Origin of the sequence: Paraburkholderia lycopersici (assembly GCF_900096975.1) — a bacterium.
Lineage (GTDB): Bacteria > Pseudomonadota > Gammaproteobacteria > Burkholderiales > Burkholderiaceae > Paraburkholderia > Paraburkholderia lycopersici.
The window spans coordinates 58,716-73,721 of the sequence record NZ_FMYQ01000024.1 but is presented as its reverse complement, the minus strand read 5'-3'; the positions used below and the strand labels follow the sequence as shown (position 1 = coordinate 73,721).

The 15,006-nt window shown below is 64.7% G+C and carries 17 protein-coding genes; 6 read left to right on the top strand and 11 right to left on the bottom strand.

Annotated features, from left to right (window positions below):
* Both BLU17_RS23130 and ssuD read right to left on the bottom strand, forming a co-directional pair.
* A complete protein-coding gene (locus tag BLU17_RS23130; protein ID WP_092001836.1) occupies nt 1–273 on the bottom strand; it encodes a helix-turn-helix domain-containing protein in 273 nt (90 codons plus the stop codon).
* A gap of 211 nt (nt 274–484) precedes the next feature.
* Nucleotides 485–1,600: an FMNH2-dependent alkanesulfonate monooxygenase gene (ssuD, locus tag BLU17_RS23125; protein WP_092001833.1), complete on the bottom strand. Its 1,116-nt coding sequence runs from the start codon at nt 1,598–1,600 to the stop codon at nt 485–487.
* Nucleotides 1,601–1,855: 255 nt separating this feature from the next.
* Here ssuD and BLU17_RS23120 point away from each other — a divergent pair, with 255 nt between their 5' ends.
* From BLU17_RS23120 to BLU17_RS23110, 3 genes are all read left to right on the top strand, one after another.
* Nucleotides 1,856–2,233: a DUF427 domain-containing protein gene (locus BLU17_RS23120; RefSeq protein WP_092001830.1), complete on the top strand. Its 378-nt coding sequence runs from the start codon at nt 1,856–1,858 to the stop codon at nt 2,231–2,233.
* Nucleotides 2,234–2,712: 479 nt separating this feature from the next.
* Nucleotides 2,713–4,215 (top strand): sensor domain-containing diguanylate cyclase, encoded by a 1,503-nt coding sequence (locus tag BLU17_RS23115; RefSeq protein WP_245746984.1) that lies wholly within the window; start codon nt 2,713–2,715, stop codon nt 4,213–4,215.
* 56 nt (nt 4,216–4,271) lie between these two features.
* Nucleotides 4,272–4,472, top strand: a complete 201-nt coding sequence (locus tag BLU17_RS23110) for a hypothetical protein (RefSeq protein WP_092001825.1) — start codon at nt 4,272–4,274, stop codon at nt 4,470–4,472.
* Here BLU17_RS23110 and BLU17_RS23105 read toward each other — a convergent pair.
* From BLU17_RS23105 to BLU17_RS23080, 6 genes are all read right to left on the bottom strand, one after another.
* Nucleotides 4,459–4,737: an HU family DNA-binding protein gene (locus tag BLU17_RS23105; protein WP_092001822.1), complete on the bottom strand. Its 279-nt coding sequence runs from the start codon at nt 4,735–4,737 to the stop codon at nt 4,459–4,461. The genes BLU17_RS23110 and BLU17_RS23105 overlap by 14 nt on opposite strands.
* Nucleotides 4,738–5,297: 560 nt before the next feature.
* Nucleotides 5,298–5,855 carry a helix-turn-helix domain-containing protein gene (locus BLU17_RS23100; protein ID WP_092001819.1) on the bottom strand — a complete coding sequence of 186 codons (558 nt, stop codon included), beginning with the start codon at nt 5,853–5,855 and terminating at the stop codon, nt 5,298–5,300.
* Between the two features lie 13 nt (nt 5,856–5,868).
* Complete coding sequence (locus tag BLU17_RS23095; protein WP_092001816.1) at nt 5,869–7,158, bottom strand: NAD(P)/FAD-dependent oxidoreductase; 1,290 nt, start codon at nt 7,156–7,158, stop codon at nt 5,869–5,871.
* Nucleotides 7,159–7,298: 140 nt separating this feature from the next.
* Nucleotides 7,299–7,748 carry a CBS domain-containing protein gene (locus tag BLU17_RS23090; RefSeq protein ID WP_092001813.1) on the bottom strand — a complete coding sequence of 150 codons (450 nt, stop codon included), beginning with the start codon at nt 7,746–7,748 and terminating at the stop codon, nt 7,299–7,301.
* 168 nt (nt 7,749–7,916) lie between these two features.
* Nucleotides 7,917–8,345, bottom strand: a complete 429-nt coding sequence (locus BLU17_RS23085; protein WP_245746983.1) for a hypothetical protein — start codon at nt 8,343–8,345, stop codon at nt 7,917–7,919.
* A 140-nt stretch (nt 8,346–8,485) separates the two neighbouring features.
* Complete coding sequence (locus BLU17_RS23080) at nt 8,486–9,541, bottom strand: hypothetical protein (RefSeq protein WP_245746982.1); 1,056 nt, start codon at nt 9,539–9,541, stop codon at nt 8,486–8,488.
* A gap of 356 nt (nt 9,542–9,897) precedes the next feature.
* On the opposite strand from BLU17_RS23080, the gene BLU17_RS23075 reads away from it, so the two are divergent.
* Nucleotides 9,898–10,863 carry a ribose-phosphate diphosphokinase gene (locus tag BLU17_RS23075; protein ID WP_092001806.1) on the top strand — a complete coding sequence of 322 codons (966 nt, stop codon included), beginning with the start codon at nt 9,898–9,900 and terminating at the stop codon, nt 10,861–10,863.
* A 790-nt stretch (nt 10,864–11,653) separates the two neighbouring features.
* Complete coding sequence (locus tag BLU17_RS23070) at nt 11,654–12,142, top strand: lipocalin family protein (protein ID WP_245746981.1); 489 nt, start codon at nt 11,654–11,656, stop codon at nt 12,140–12,142.
* Between the two features lie 9 nt (nt 12,143–12,151).
* Here BLU17_RS23070 and BLU17_RS23065 read toward each other — a convergent pair whose 3' ends face one another.
* The 3 genes from BLU17_RS23065 to BLU17_RS23055 all read right to left on the bottom strand — a co-directional run bounded on the left by BLU17_RS23065 (nt 12,152) and on the right by BLU17_RS23055 (nt 14,098).
* The gene (locus tag BLU17_RS23065) at nt 12,152–13,492 is read right to left on the bottom strand and encodes a nicotinate phosphoribosyltransferase (protein WP_092001800.1); all 1,341 of its coding nucleotides are present in this window, start codon (nt 13,490–13,492) and stop codon (nt 12,152–12,154) included.
* 34 nt (nt 13,493–13,526) lie between these two features.
* Nucleotides 13,527–13,718 carry a DUF2964 family protein gene (locus BLU17_RS23060; RefSeq protein ID WP_092001797.1) on the bottom strand — a complete coding sequence of 64 codons (192 nt, stop codon included), beginning with the start codon at nt 13,716–13,718 and terminating at the stop codon, nt 13,527–13,529.
* Nucleotides 13,719–13,858: 140 nt separating this feature from the next.
* Nucleotides 13,859–14,098: a hypothetical protein gene (locus tag BLU17_RS23055; RefSeq protein ID WP_092001986.1), complete on the bottom strand. Its 240-nt coding sequence runs from the start codon at nt 14,096–14,098 to the stop codon at nt 13,859–13,861.
* Between the two features lie 174 nt (nt 14,099–14,272).
* On the opposite strand from BLU17_RS23055, the gene BLU17_RS23050 reads away from it, so the two are divergent.
* Nucleotides 14,273–14,788, top strand: a complete 516-nt coding sequence (locus tag BLU17_RS23050) for a BCAM0308 family protein (RefSeq protein WP_342713850.1) — start codon at nt 14,273–14,275, stop codon at nt 14,786–14,788.
* Nucleotides 14,789–15,006 lie beyond the last annotated feature (218 nt).

The following is a 15,006-nucleotide window of genomic DNA, read 5'->3' as shown; positions in this document are numbered from 1 at the left end:
TTACCACTCCGGCGCGGCCGCGCCAGCAGAGCCGCCCTTGCCCGTGGCCGGCGCTTCGCGCGACTGCACGCAGAGCTCGAGCTCGTAGAGCGCGAAGAGTGCGAGCATCTGTTCGAGCGAGAGACCTGCCGTGCCCGTGGTTTCGAGCGCGGAAAGACGCGGCTGGCCGATGCCGAGATGCGCCGCGGCCTGCGCCTGGGTCATGCCGCGCGCCTTGCGGGCCGATTGCAGAATCTCGCCGAGCCCGCCGGGCGTCTGGACGATGATCTTCATGGGATATTCCTGTGAGGCATAAACCGATTATATGCCTGTGGAGAATATCTTGCGAATATCGCTCACACGAATAAATCTGGAATATCGCTCACAGGAATAATCAACGACCGAGCGGCCGGCACGCTGCGCACTTTCTGCCTGTGCCTCACAACATGCCGGGAACCCGGTTTTCGCGCGTTGCCGTGCTCACTTGCGCACGGCCCGCCATTGCTCACGCGCGCACGTCGAACGCGCCGCCCGTCAGGTTCTGGTCGCGCAGCGTCACCGGTTTCTTGCCGGGCAGCAACGGGAACACGAGTTCAGCAAAGCGGATTGCCTCTTCGAGGTGCGGATAACCGGAGAGCACGAAGCTGTCCGCGCCCGCATCCACGTACTCCTTGAGCCGCGCCGCCACCGTCTGCGGGTCGCCCACGAGCGCCGTGCCTGCGCCGCCGCGCACGAGACCCACGCCTGCCCACAGGTTCGGGCTGATTTCCAGCTTGTCGCGGCTGCCGCCGTGCAGCTCGGCCATCCGGCGCTGGCCCACGGAATCCATGCGCGCGTAGTTTTCCTGGGCGCGGCGGATGTCCTCGTCGTCGAGCTTGCTGATGAGGCGCTCGGCGGCGGCCCACGCTTCATCGTTCGTTTCGCGCACGATCACGTGCAGGCGCACGCCGAGCTTGAGCGTGCGTCCATGGCGCGCCGCCCGCGCGCGAATGTCAGCGAACTTCTGCGCCACGGCCTCGGGCGGCTCGCCCCAGGTGAGATAAGCGTCCACGTGCTTCGCCGCCAGTTCGTGCGCCGCCGGCGACGAACCGCCGAAATAGAGCGGCGGATGCGGCGTCTGCACCGGCGCGTGAAAATTCTGCGCGCCCTGTACGCGCAGATGCTTGCCTTCGTAGTTCACGGTCTCGCCGCGCAACAGGTCGCGCCAGATCGTGAGGAACTCGTCGGCGGCATCGTATCGCTCGTCGTGCGCGAGAAAAATGCCGTCTGCCGCAAGCTCCGTGGCGTCGCCGCCCGGCACGACGTTGAGCAGCAAGCGGCCGTTCAGCGCCTGGTCGAGCGTGGCCGCCTGGCGCGCGGAGGCGGTCGGTCCGCCCAGCGAAGTCCGCAACGCGACCAGTAGTTTGATGCGCTGCGTGACGGGCGCCAGGCTCGCAGCCGTCACCCAAGGGTCGAGGCAACTGCTGCCTGTGGGAATGAGCAGACCGTCGTAGCCGAGTTCTTCGGCGGTAACGGCGATCTGGCGCATATAAGCGTTGGTCGGCGCGCGGCCGAAATCGGATTTGCCGAGGTAGCGGGTGTCGCCCGAAGTCGGCAAGAACCAGAAAATGTCGAGACTCATCAGTGATCCTGCAGCGGGTAAATGAAGGTGCGAATGAAGACATGAAGTGCGAACGCGCATGGCGCTATCGCGTAACTTTCGCCGCCCGTGCGTCGAGCGGGGTCGTTCGCTCATTGAATCAGCACGCAGCGCTTTCCCCTACCAGTTAATCGGCAATTGCATATGATGTATTCGACTATGCGCCCGCACGCCGGCAACAGCGCGCCGCGACGCATGGCGCGTCGAATCGTCCCACCCGTCCCGGAGGAACCCGTCATGGACACAAGGACCGTCAAGATTCCCGGCCCCGATCATCCGATCACGACAGAAGCGGCACACGCGCGCGTCGTGGTGAAAGCGGGCGGCCGCGTCGTCGCCGACACGCGGCGCGCCCTGGTGCTGCGCGAGGCGAACTATCCCGCGGTGTTCTATGTGCCGCGCGAGGACGCCGACATGACAATGCTCTCGCGCACGGCGCACAAGAGCTGGTGCCCGTACAAGGGGGAGGCTTCGTACTATTCGATCACACCCGGCGGCGAGCGCGCCGTGAACGCGATCTGGACCTACGAGACGCCGCACGAAGCCGTGGCGTCAATCAAGGACCATCTCGCGTTCTACCCCGACCGCGTCGATTCGATCGAAACGCTAGCCTGAGAAGCGCCGCACCGGCGCGCCTTAAAACGCGCGTCGAGCCGTTTCGAGCCGCGGCTCGCGCTTGCCGAAGCACTCCGCTTCCTCGATGAAATGCAGGAAGCCGCCGGGCACGGGATCGACGCCAATCGACTTCAGCGCGACGCATGCGCTGTTCGATCCCCTGCTCCCCTGCCCCCCTGCACTAGCCGGCGAATTTCAGCGCTTCGCTCTCACAGGCGGTCATGGGGCGCCCCTTTCATCGCCTCATGGCCGCGCGCCATCCGATGCGCAGCCTCGCACCGCGCGCAGCCACCCTAAAGTCCGGCTGCGAGCCTGCCGTTATTCACAGGGGTTTACTGCACGACTAATCGGTCACATCCGCTGCCGCAGCGGCGTTGCATCTGCATGATCGACGCTCACATGCGCCCCAAGGTGTGCCAGGATTCGGTTATTCCTGCGGCGCAGCCCGCCGCAAGCCCGCTCCCTTACATCCAACCAACATGCAACAAGGCACCCCGGCCACAGCGGCCAGCTTTGCCAACATGGGCGTCGACCTGCTCGACTTCTTCGACGTGACGCCCACTTCGTTGTGGCTCGAAGACTATAGCCAGCTGAGGGCGCTCTTCGAGCGCTGGCGCGCGGCCGGCGTCACCGACCTGCGGCGCTTTCTCGAAGAGGATCCGCGCCGCGTGGCCGAATGTTCGTCCTGCATCCGCGTGCTCAAGGTCAACCGGCATACGCTGGAGCTTTATGGCGCGCGCGACTATGAAGAGCTTGCCGCGCATCTTCCCGCGGTGCTGCGCGACGACATGTTCCAGGCGCACGTGGGCGAACTCGAACGGATGTGGGCCGGCCATGCCACCTTCGAGAGCAAGAGCGTGAACTACACGCTGCGCGGCCGGCGCATGGACATTCTGCTGCGCGGCGTGATCCTGCCGGGCCATGAAGCCGACTGGAGCCGCGTGCTCGTGGCGATCGAAGACGTCTCGGCGCTCGAAGAAGCGCGCCATCGCGCAGCCGCGAGCGAACAATACGCGCTCGGCATTTTCGAGCACGCGCCGGTTTCGCTGTGGGTCGAAAACTTCTCGGCCATTCGCGAACTGCTCGACGAAGTACGCGAGCAAGGCATCGTCGACTTTCGTACTTTCACCGACGTTCACCCCGAATTCGTCGAGCGTTGCATGAGCGAAATCCAGGTGCTCGACGTGAACCACTACACGCTCGGCATGTTTCGCGCGCCCGACAAGGCCACGCTGCTCGCGCGCCTGCCCGAAGTGTTCCGCGACGAAATGCGCCCGCATTTCCGCGAGCAACTGCTCGATCTATGGGAAGGCCGCCTCTTTCAGCAGCGCGAAGTCATGAACTATGCGCTCGACGGCAGCGAAATCAACGTGCATCTGCAGTTTTCCGTGTTTCCGGGCCATGAAGCGCAATGGGATCTCGTGCTGCTCGCGCTCACCGACATCACGGCGCGCAAGAAAGCGGAGGCCTACCTGGAATTCCTCGGCAAGCATGACGTGCTCACGAAGCTGAAGAATCGCTCGTTCTACGTGGACGAACTCAATCGTCTGGAGCGCAAGGGGCCGTTCCCGGTGAGCGCGATCGTCGTCGATATGGACAACCTCAAGACGGTGAACGACCAGCTCGGGCACGCCGCCGGCGACGCATTGCTGCGCCGCGCGGGCGAAGTGCTTGCAAAGGCGATCCAGAAGCCGTATCAGGCTGCGCGCATTGGCGGCGACGAATTTGCCGTGCTGATGCCCGGCGCAGACGAGCGCGATGCCGAGAACATCATGGACAGCATCAGCAAGCTCATCGAACTGAACAACCAGTTCTACGGCGGACCGAAGCTGAGTTTTTCGATGGGTTTTGCGAGCTGCGAAGAAGGCGAAAACGTGGAAGCGATGTTGCGCCAGGCCGATGCGGCGATGTACGAAGCCAAGCGCCGTCGCAACGAAAACAGCCGTGTATCGCTGGAAGCCGACACCGCGCGCGACGCGTGAAACACGCAAACGCTTCGGACAACGTATGAAAAGCGGCAAGAAAAAAAGCGGCCGGCATGGGAGCATGCCGGCTTGCCGGGGCGTTGCCCCGCCTCGCACGTTCGGGCACGCGGCTCGACGCCACGCGCCCGAATGCGAACCGCCTTCCTGGCGTGATGCAGCGCGCGGCCAAAGCCGCGCCGCTTGAATTGCCCGCCGGCCAGGCCGGCGGCACGCACATCCGCCATGACGGCGGACGTCGCATCACGACGCGTTGACGGCGTCCTTGAATGCCTTGCCGGCGGTGAACTTCACCGTTTTGGCGGCGGCAATCTGGATCTCTTCGCCCGTGGCCGGGTTACGGCCCACGCGAGCGGCACGCTGGCCGGTCGAGAACGAGCCGAAGCCGACGAGCTGCACCGAGTCACCCGAGGTGACCGCACGCGTGACGACGTCGAGGATCGCGTCGATAGCTGCGCCGGTGGCTGCCTTGGTCTCGCCCGTGCTTGCGGCGACTGCGTCAATGAGTTCCTGTTTGTTCATCTGCTACCTGTGTTGAGTTGAGAAAACCTGCATACCCTACCTCACGCGGGCGAAACAGGCAAATCGCGTTGCATATGGAAACGCGTTCACCCGCCGGCCGGCACATGTCTTGCGCTCCGCGCCTGTTCGGCGGAAAGCGAATCCATAGCACACCACGAAGTCAGCGTGTAGACAAAACCACGTAAAAAACCGGCAAATAGGCACAAAAACGACAATATGCGCGCCCGGCGCGGTCAGCGCCGGAACGATTCGTGCGCCTGGCGCACGCCCTATGCCCGGAATCGGCATTGATTAAGTTATAAAAAGAAGCTTCTCATCCAGGCCGTCGCATCGCGTTTGCCGCGAGGACCGGGGCAGCCACCCGGGCCGGAGCGCACTTCCGGCGTTGCGATTGAGGCCGGCGTGGGAGCCGGTCCGCTCGCCATCGCTCCTTTCAGTCGCACAACGCAAAAGACGACAAGGCGTTGCGCGGCCCGCGGCGCAGTTAATTAGCCATGCATATTATTGACCCGATAGGGCGAAGCAAGGCGAGGCAATGCGCTCCCACCTGGCAACCCGGCTCAGGTAAAGACCCACAGCACGCGGGCCGGTTCGTCGGTAAGGTTGGCGTAGCGAAAGCGGCAACGCGCCGGCAACTGGAAGCTGTCGTTGGGGCGCAGCGTCACCGGCTCGTCGTTGTCCTCCAGCCAGATGGTCAGTTCGCCCTCCAGTACGAAGCCGCCCTGTTCGTCGCTGTCGTACACGGGACGCGCGCCGCTCGTCGCGCCAGGATCGAGCCGGCTTTCCAGCATCGAAAAACCCGACGACATGCTCGGCGACGCCAGCACGTCTGTAATGCCGCCGCCATAGTAGAGCGTGCGCCGCTCGCCGGGCCGCGTGACCCACGGCAACGTGCGCGGCATGCTCACGCTGTAGAAATAGGTGGTGGGCGTCTGCAGCGCTTCGCCGATGGCCGTGAGGTCGGCCACCGTGGGCCGTGACAGGCCGCGTTCGACCTGGGAAAGAAAGCCCACCGAGCGGCCGATTTTTCTCGCGAGATCGGCGAGCGTCACCTTCTTGTGTTTGCGCAGATCGCGAATCAGGATCGCGAGGCCTTCTATTTCGTCCTGCCTGTCCATGGCGGTTTCTCCGTCACACCACATCGCGCAGGCGATACCACAACTTGCCCAGCGCCTCGAGCGGCGCGGCGAAGCGCTCGCCGCCCGGGAAGCGCGGATTATGAATGCGCTCGTAGAGCGAGAGCAAGCGCGTCTCGCCGAGAATCGCATCGGCGACGGCGCGCGCCGCCGCGAGCGTCGGCAGGATGCCGTGTCCGGAAAAGCCTTGCAGCCAGTAGCGATTGCGGTCATGGCCCACGTCGGGCGTGCGGCGGATGCTGATGTCGATATGACCGCCCCACGCGTACTCGAACTCGACGCCGCGCAGTTGCGCAAACGCTCGCTCGAGACTCGGTCGGATCGCTGCGCCGATGTCCTTCGGTATGCCGCCGAGGTACGTGCATGCGCCACCGAACAGCAAGCGGCGATCGGGGCTCAGCCGAAAGTAGTCGGGCACGAACTGATTGTCGATCACGCAACTGTTGCGCGGCAGCAGCGATCGCGCAAGCTCGGGGTCGAGCCTGCGCGTGGCGACCTGCCAGGTGCCCACGGGCAGCACGCGGCTCGACAGTTCGCTGTCGAGCCGGTCGATATAGGCGTTGCAGGCCAGCACCAGTGTCGCGGCGCGCACCGTGCCCTCGCGCGTGCTCGCCACATAGCCATTTGGGGTTTCGCGATACGTCAGCACGCGGCTTTGCTCGAAGATGACGCCGCCCGCGCGCTCGATGGCGGCCGCAAGGCCGAGCGCGAGCTTGAGCGGATCGAGATGCCCCGCCTCGGGATCGTAGAGCGCCGCGCGATAACGGCGGCTGCCGATCCACTCCGGCATCTCGGCCTCCGGAATGAAGCGCAGACCATCGTAGCCCCACTTGTGCGCCGCCTCGTCGCGCGCGGCTTCGAGCATGCCCACGCGCGAACGCCTGACCGCCGCCCAAAGGCTGCCCGGCCGGTAGTCGATGTCGAAGCCGTGCCGCGCCGGCAACTCGCGCACTTCTGCGGCTGCCCAGCGCATGCTGTCCCACAGTTCGCGCGCGCCCTCGACGCCTAACGCCTGCTCGAACGGCGGCATGTCGCACGACCAGCCGAGGAGCGCCTGCCCGCCGTTTCGTCCTGACGCGGCCCACGCCACGCGGCTCGCTTCCACGACCGCTACGCGCCGGCCGGCCAGCGCCAGCCGCAAGGCGGTGTGCAGGCCGCTGAAGCCTGCTCCCACAACCAGCACGTCCACGCGGCAATCGCCCGCCAGTGCGGGGCGCTCGGGCAGCGCGCCTTGCCATTGACGGGCGTAGTAGCTCTCGATATGACAAGTCGATTCGGCAAACATAGGGAGCGTCCGTGAATATTTGCATTTGAAATTTCATGAAAAAATATCATAGCAATTTCATGCAAGCAAATCGGCGCAACCCTGGTGGCGTAGTGCGGGAAGCGAAATGTCTCCGGTTTACGGGGAGGGCTTATCTATGGTTACGTGCGAAAACGTTGCTCTTCCATTCTTTGCAGTTTGCTGACTTCAGCGATACCGCTGAGCAACGAGGCGAGGTATTCCACGATATCGTCGAGCGCGACGATGCCGGTGAGGCGGCCCGAATCGTCGACGACCGGCAGGCGGCGCACTCCCGAACGACGCATTTCGTCGAGCGCCACACCGATTTCGTCGGTCTCCGACACCACGATCAGTCCGCGCGACATGATCTGTCCCGCCGTGAACTGGTCGGCATCTTCGCCGCTCGCCATCACTGCGACAACGAGATCGCGATCCGTCACCAGCCCAACCGGCACGGCCTCGCCATTGCGATACTCGACCACCACGATGTCGCCCACATGGGTGTGGCGCATGCGCTCGGCCAACGTTAGCGCGCTGCAATCGCCCGTGCAGGTTTCGACGGGCTGGGTGCTGATTTTTCCAATGTGCATGATTGTCCTCCTGTTCCTGGGGCGGGGCGGGGCGGCGCGTTGCATCGGCACTCCCCTCGTCGAATGAGACTAGATTTGCCAGACTCGCGCGGCTTGATGCACGTCAACGGAGCCAGCCTGAACGCGCAGTCCATAGGTAATGCCATGCCGCACAAAGGTCTCGCACGCTCACGGGCAGCCGCGCGTGCGGCCGCCCGGTTTCTGGGAAGCGGCATCGGCACCGCCCGACGAGATGCGACGCAGACGCCGAACAAGCCCTCTTACGGCCACCGCGCCAATCGCGACGATGCACAGCAAAACGAACCACAATGCGAGGACATATCCGAACAGTTGCCAGAACTCGCTAACGCGCTGTTGCTGGACCCAGGTCCTGTACGACGCCACGTCGTCTGCCGCATTGGGAAACGAGGTGCGATACATGAAGAAGGCGAAGCAGCTATCGCTGTCGGGCAGTGCGGCGGCAAGGCGCGAGCCAGCAGGCAGCGCGCGCACGCGTGAGCACTCGGGCGCATTCATGCCCGCCATGACGCCCGCGTCCACCGGGAAGTCGTATATCGCGCCGAGCCAGGTCGTGCCGATTGCGAGCATCAGACACATGCACGCGCCTTGAAAGCATCGCTTTGGCCAGCGACGCCGAAGAGAACAGCCAGCTTCGTCCATCGGAAGTCTCCAGGAAATCCACTGCACGAGATGGGACACTGAAATCCTCATCCGTCAGCAGCCCCATCGAATTGACGTCAGTCAAGCGCCCGCTCCTCCGCGTCCGGCTGCGTCGAGACGAGCGGTCCGGTGCGCGCATCCAGCAGCCGCCTGCAACGTTTCAGATGGAGCCGGGCAAGCTGCAGATAGCGGCACGTGCGCTCGGTCCAGCGCGGCGAGCCGCGATATGCCTTCTCGCGCAGATGCAGCGCCGCGAGCCGCGCGCGCACTGCGGCACGCAGGCTTTGATAGAAGTGCACGAGCGCCGCCTCCGGCCGGTCGCCGCTGGCTTGACGCCATTCGCGCAACAAAATGCGGCCGGCCTGCCTTGCGCCGAGCCGCTCGCACTCCATCGCCAGATAAGCGATTTCGTCCGCGCAATCGACTGTGCGCAGCACCTTCGAGAGCGTCAGGCAGTCGATGATTTGTATGGGCTTGACAAGGCACACATGCTCGGGCCGCAAATCACCGTGGCCCTCCACGATGCGCGCATCGCGCACGCGCCGCTCGAGACACGGCCGCAGTTGCGCCATGGCGTCGCGCTGGCTGTCGCAAAGCGCCGCGACCGCCGCAGCGTCCTGCTGCAGCGCCGGGTCGCACAAATCGCGCTCGTTGGCGTCGATCAGGTCGCCGAGGTTACGCCGATACTGCGCGGCGTCGATAGCGAGCCGTGGCCGTGCGCCGTAAAACGCGGCAAGTGTGATCGAGACCGCGCGCAAATCTTCTCGACTCACCGTGTGAGCGGCCAGTGCACGGTCGAGCATGCGCGACGCCGGCAGACGGCGCATCTGCACGAGCCAGTCGATCACGCGGCCGCTGCCATTCACCGCGAGCGCGCCCGCACGGTCGAGCGTGAGCGGTAGCACCGCCAGATACACGTTGGGCGCGAGCCGGCGGTTGAGCGCGAGCTCCCTGCGGCAGTCGCGCTCGCGAGCGGTGAGTGCGCGCAGATCCGAGCCGGTGTGCCGAACCGGTTTTTTCATTTTCCAGGCGAAGCGCGAGGTGAGAAACACCCAGGAGAGGTGGGTCTCGATCACGTTCACACTGCGTACCTTGTCCGGCCAGATATCCGGCGAGCGCAGACGCTCGAGCATGTCGTGCGCCGTCCGGCGCGGCACACGGCTCGGGCGCCATAGCCGCCGCGAGCGAACCCGCCTGCGCGCAGGTAATTTCCGGGCTGCATGAGCAACAGGCATCAACAGGCTCCTTCCTCCGGGTGGGTGCCTGCCGCGCCCCTCTTCCCAGGCGGCTGCAAGCGGCGGGCTGACGATCACTTTCTGCCGCTCGCCTTGCTGGACACTTGACTCAGATCAGCAAGCGCCCGAAGCGCGCCTCGCCGTCCCGATTGACATGCATCAAGCGCGAAGTCACCGATCTCACCCACGATAAAAATTCAGCGCAGGCGCACGGCCCGAGGGCCAAACATGACGCTCGCGCACCGGGAGCCCTCATGACGAACACCGCGCCGATGCTCTTTTCCCCGCCAAGCTCGCACGCGTTCGCGGAGCGCGTGGCCTCCGCGCTCGGCGTCGCGCTGGCCGAACACGAGTGGCGCCCCTTCGAGGACGGCGAGCACAAGTTGCGACCGCTCGAAAGCGTGCGGGGGCGCGACGTCTATGTGATTCATTCGCTCTACGCCGAGCCCGGCCACACCGTGAACGACAAGCTGTGCGAACTGCTCTTCTTCGTGGGCGCGCTGGGGGACGCCGCGGCCGCGCGCGTAAACGTCGTCGCGCCCTACCTCTGCTACGCGCGCAAGGACCGGCGCTCGCAGCCGCGCGACCCCGTGACCACCCGCTACGTCGCCCAGCTTTTCGAGGCTGTCGGTGCGACGCGCTTCGTCACACTCGACGTCCACAATGTGGCGGCATATCAGAATGCGTTTCGCGTGCCCACCGAGCATCTCGAAGCGAACGGGCTGCTCGCGCAGTGGTTCGCGACACACCTGCGCGATACGGCGCTCGTTGTCGTTTCGCCCGACGCAGGCGGCGTGCGGCGCGCTGAGGATTTTCGCGGGCGGCTCGCGAAGCTGCTCGGCCGACCGGTCGAGGCGGCATTCGCGGGAAAGCTGCGCGCGGGCGGCATTGTCACCGGCAAGCCGATCGTCGGCGATCTGGAGGGGCGCTGCGCAATCATCGTCGATGACCTGATCGGCACGGGAACGACACTCGCGCAGGTCGCGGGCCACTGCCGCGCGCTCGGCGCCACCGAGGTGCACGCAGCCGCGACACACGGTCTATTTCTTCGCGACGCCTGCGCGAAACTGGGCGGCGGCGCGCTGGCGAGCATCGTCGTGACGGACAGCGTCGCGCCATGGCGGGTGCCGGACGGCCCGCTGCTCGACCGCCTCACCGTGCTCGACAGCACGCCGCTATTTGCGGAGGCAATCGCTCGCATGCATGCGGACGCCTCATAGCATCGCAGAGCTGCGCGCGTTTCAGATCGTCTCCGAAGCGAGACCGTTGGCCCGCCCGATCCGGCTGCCCTGCTCCATTCGCAGAGCCACCGTGAGCGCCGCGGCCCATTCCTCCGGGGGTACACAAGGCCATGGAACGGCGTTATCTCGACACCGCACAACTTTTCGAACCCGTACAGCTAACATGCTCGCGAACCGCGACATGATTGACATAGGTCAGCCAGTGCGGCGCGCCGTGGTCCATCCTGTTACCAAGCGCCACGTTTTTGCGCTTCAAGCGGTCCCGGCAGCGGCAAGTTACGGGAGCGCACGTTCGCTGGCCGCGCGAGGCCGTTTATGCCTGGGCATAGGAGAATGCACCCGTCACGCCGTGCTCGAAGCGCGGTTGTGAGGCGGCCCTCCCGCCCCGGTGTGCGGCCCGGCCATGCGACGCGCGTACCGATCGGGCCTGCAACCGTGTCGCGGGGGCTTACCTGACGGTAGTCCGATCGTAAAACGTGGCGCCCCTTCTTTTCGGGCACGTCGAGTGCGGGCGGTCGCCGTTGTGGCCGTCCGCACCTCGCGCAGCCCGCATGCCTCACATGACGGCCGCAACAAAAATACGATGCAACCGTTGAGCGACTCGTCTGATGATCTGGAGACTGCCCGCTCCATATCTGGGACACAACCCGCCCTCGCCTGGCTCGTGCGCCCAGCGCTAGTAGCCGTATGCGTCTATTTCCTCGCAGCTTGCGCAACACGCTCATCGAGCAACGCTTCCGATGCGGTCGCAAGAGAAGCGTCGCCGCCTGTGTTGCAGCCTGTGCCGGTCGACCTCAAGCGTTACATGGGCCGCTGGTACACGATTGCCACCGTGCCCTACCTGAGCGAACGCGATTACGTTGGCAGCTACGCGGACTGGAAACTGCGCAAGGACGGCAGGATCGACGACAACTACTTCGGAAGACGCTACGGCTTCGACCAGCCGCTGACGGGAGGCACGCTGGTCGCGAGCGTCGTGCCGGGCAGCGGCGGCGGAAAATGGCGAGTCACGATTTTGTGGCCGATCACCGTGGTGGTCCTCACGGTCTACGTGGACCCCGAATACCGCTACACCGTGCGTTGCGAGGAGGGTGGCAGCCCCATCTGGATCCTGTCCCGCACGCCGGACATGGACGACGATGTGTATGCCAGCCTGGTCAGCCGGCTCGCGGGAATGGGCATTCGCACCGAACGGTTGCGGCGTGTTCCGCAACACCCCGAACAGATCGGCCAGCCCGGTTTCATGGCGCCCCGCTGATCTGTCGCCTCAGCACACCTCGGCCGCGCGATCCATCCGGGCGACGAGCGCTTCGAGCGGTGCGGAGCGTATGGCCCGAAATGGCTGAGCCGGGTTGAGCCCACGCAGGCGCGCCGGCAGCGACGCAAGCTCGCGCGCGGCATGGGCGCGAAGCTCGTCGAGCGCCGGCAGCGCACACCGCTGGCCGTCGCGCATCACGGTGCCCAGCAGCGGCGCGCCCTCCAGGGTTTCGCACGCCAGTGCGAGACAGTCCTCTTCGATACGGCCTGCCGCATCGCGGCGGCGGAAAACCTGCTTGCACCCAGGCAACGTCGCCTTGCCCTCCGAGCGCTTGCGGCGCGGCTCGCCCGCGTATTCGACGAGTTTGTAGGCGCAATCGAGGTAAGGCGCGTCCGCCGAGGTGTTCATCCGCGTGCCCACGCCAAACCCGTCGATCGGAGCGCCGCATTCCATCAGATCGCGCAGGCGGTACTCGTCGAGATTGCCGCTCGCGAAAATCGTCGTGTCGTGCATGCCGCCTTCGTCGAGAATCGCGCGCACCTGGGTAGCGTGCGCGGCAAGATCGCCGCTGTCGAGGCGCACGCCCCGGATGGCGATGCCGTCGCGCGCCAGCCGCCGTCCAAGCTCGACCACTTTGCGGGCAGCGGCTTCGGTGTCGTAGGTATCGAGGAGGAGTGTGGCGTTGCGCGGCTGCGATCGTGCGAAGCGTTCGAATGCTTCGAGTTCGCTGTGGTGCGCCTGAACATACGAATGAGCCATCGTCCCGAACGTGGGAATGCCCCATAGCCCGCCCGCAAGCTGTGTCGCCGTGCCGGCGAACCCGGCCAGATAACTGGCTCGCGCCGAGAGGAGGCCGGCTTCGGCACCGTGCGCCCGCCGAAGCCCGAAGTCGACGACTTCCTTGCCAGCGGCCGCCAGCACGACACGCGCCGCCTTGCTCGCCACCAGTGTCTGATAATGCAACAGGTTCATGACGCGGCTCTCGACCAGTTGGGCTTCGCGCATGGGCGCCGTAATGCGCAGGATCGGTTCGTCGTCGAAAAAAGCCGTGCCCTCGGGCATCGCTTCGACCGTCCCGGTGAAATGCAGGTCTTCGAGCGAAGCGAGAAAAGGCGCGCTGAAACGCCCGGTTGCCTCGAGCATTGACAGATCGGCGGCGCTGAAATGCAGTGTCTCCAGGTACTGGATGACCTGCTCCAGACCCGCGGCCATCAGAAAGTTGCGTGAGGAAGGCAGCCTCCGCACGAAGAACTCGAAGCTGGCCACTTCGTTCGCATCTTCGGCGTGCCAGGCTTCGAGCATGGTCAGCTCGTACAAGTCAGTGAGCAGAACGCTGTCGATATCGTTCATGGAAGCTCTCCGCCCGTTGGCAACGGCCATCGGGCTACGCATGGTCGCCTGGCCCCGGATTGAGCAGCAGAACGAAGCCAGCCACGCCAACAATCAGCGCTGCCGCCCCGTAGCGAAATTTCGCCCAGGCGTCGAACACGAGACCGTCGAGCACCAGATATAGCCCGATCAGCGCGGCGAAAACGGCAATCGTGGCGAACACGATTCTGAGGTCGGAACGGATCATGATACACACCTACGGCATGGGAAAAAGGCTGGGCATGTCGCTCTCCGCCGGGTTTGTTTTCTCCTGCCAACTTGCCGCCGGCGTCACTGCGCCATGCATCGGATCGCAAAGATCGCAGGAGGCGTCCGGCGTGCGCGATCTCAGGCCAGATCATATTCGCGCATCATTTCCGCAATCACGGCTTTCAAAGGCGAAACGCATTCTTGCGCAACCCGAAGCTCGTCGATGACCCAATTGCAACCGCCGTTCCCCGCTGGATCGACTTTGCGCGGAACCGGGATGTCGCAATCACGGCAACTATCTCCAAGATCAGCGCTTCCCTGAACTCTGCGCAGAATCTCCATACGAATGTTTTCAGCAGTACCAACGTTCTTGATCATGTCTACCTCCATCGCGCCACCGGAATCGCTTCCGCGATCATTCGCCGATGCAAGGACTGCGCTAACGCCACGACCATCCCTCATCGGTTGCTCCATTCTTCCTTCGCGGAGCCCCGGAGCGTTGATGCACGTCAATTGACGTCGGCCTTGCGGGGGTACTGTTGACTGACACACATGGTTCGGAGGCAAACGCACATGAAATCGAAAGATCAGCCATTCAAGGCCGGTAGTCACGAAAACGTGTTCCCGGATCTGGGGCATGACGCATACAAGATGCAGCACAAGCTGCCCGAGCCATCCGTATGTCCGACCTGCGGCGCGGTGTATCACGAAGGCCGCTGGCAATGGGCTACGCGGCCGCCCGGTGCGCATGAGGTCGTTTGCCCAGCTTGCCATCGCATTGCCGACAGCGAGCCGGCGGGTTACGTCTACATCGAAGGCGACTTCGCGACGCAGCATCGCGAGGAACTGGTCCATCTTCTGCGTCATCATGAGGAACAGACGCGCGCCGAACATGCCCTGGAGCGAATCATCGCCATCGAGGACGAGGCCGGCAAAACGGTTGTTACCACGACCGGCATTCACCTTGCCCGCAACCTGGCTTCGGCGCTCAAGGCGGCATTCCACGGAACGCTGGACCTGAAATACGGCAAGGATGAGAACTTGCTTCGAGCCTACTGGCGACGCTAGACGCCATAAGGCAGGCGCAAATCACGACGACGCCAGGCGTCGGTGCATGCGCCGATACGCGCAACCGCGATGCGATTGCGCTCGGCCGTGAGCCGGATGGTGTCCCGGATGTTGCGCCGCTTCGGCAGGCTCGCGAGGAGAGTATGGTCGAGCCGAACGGCCGGGCGCCGGGCACGAGCCGTCGTTCACGGCAAACCGCGCGCTGCCCGCTTGCTGCC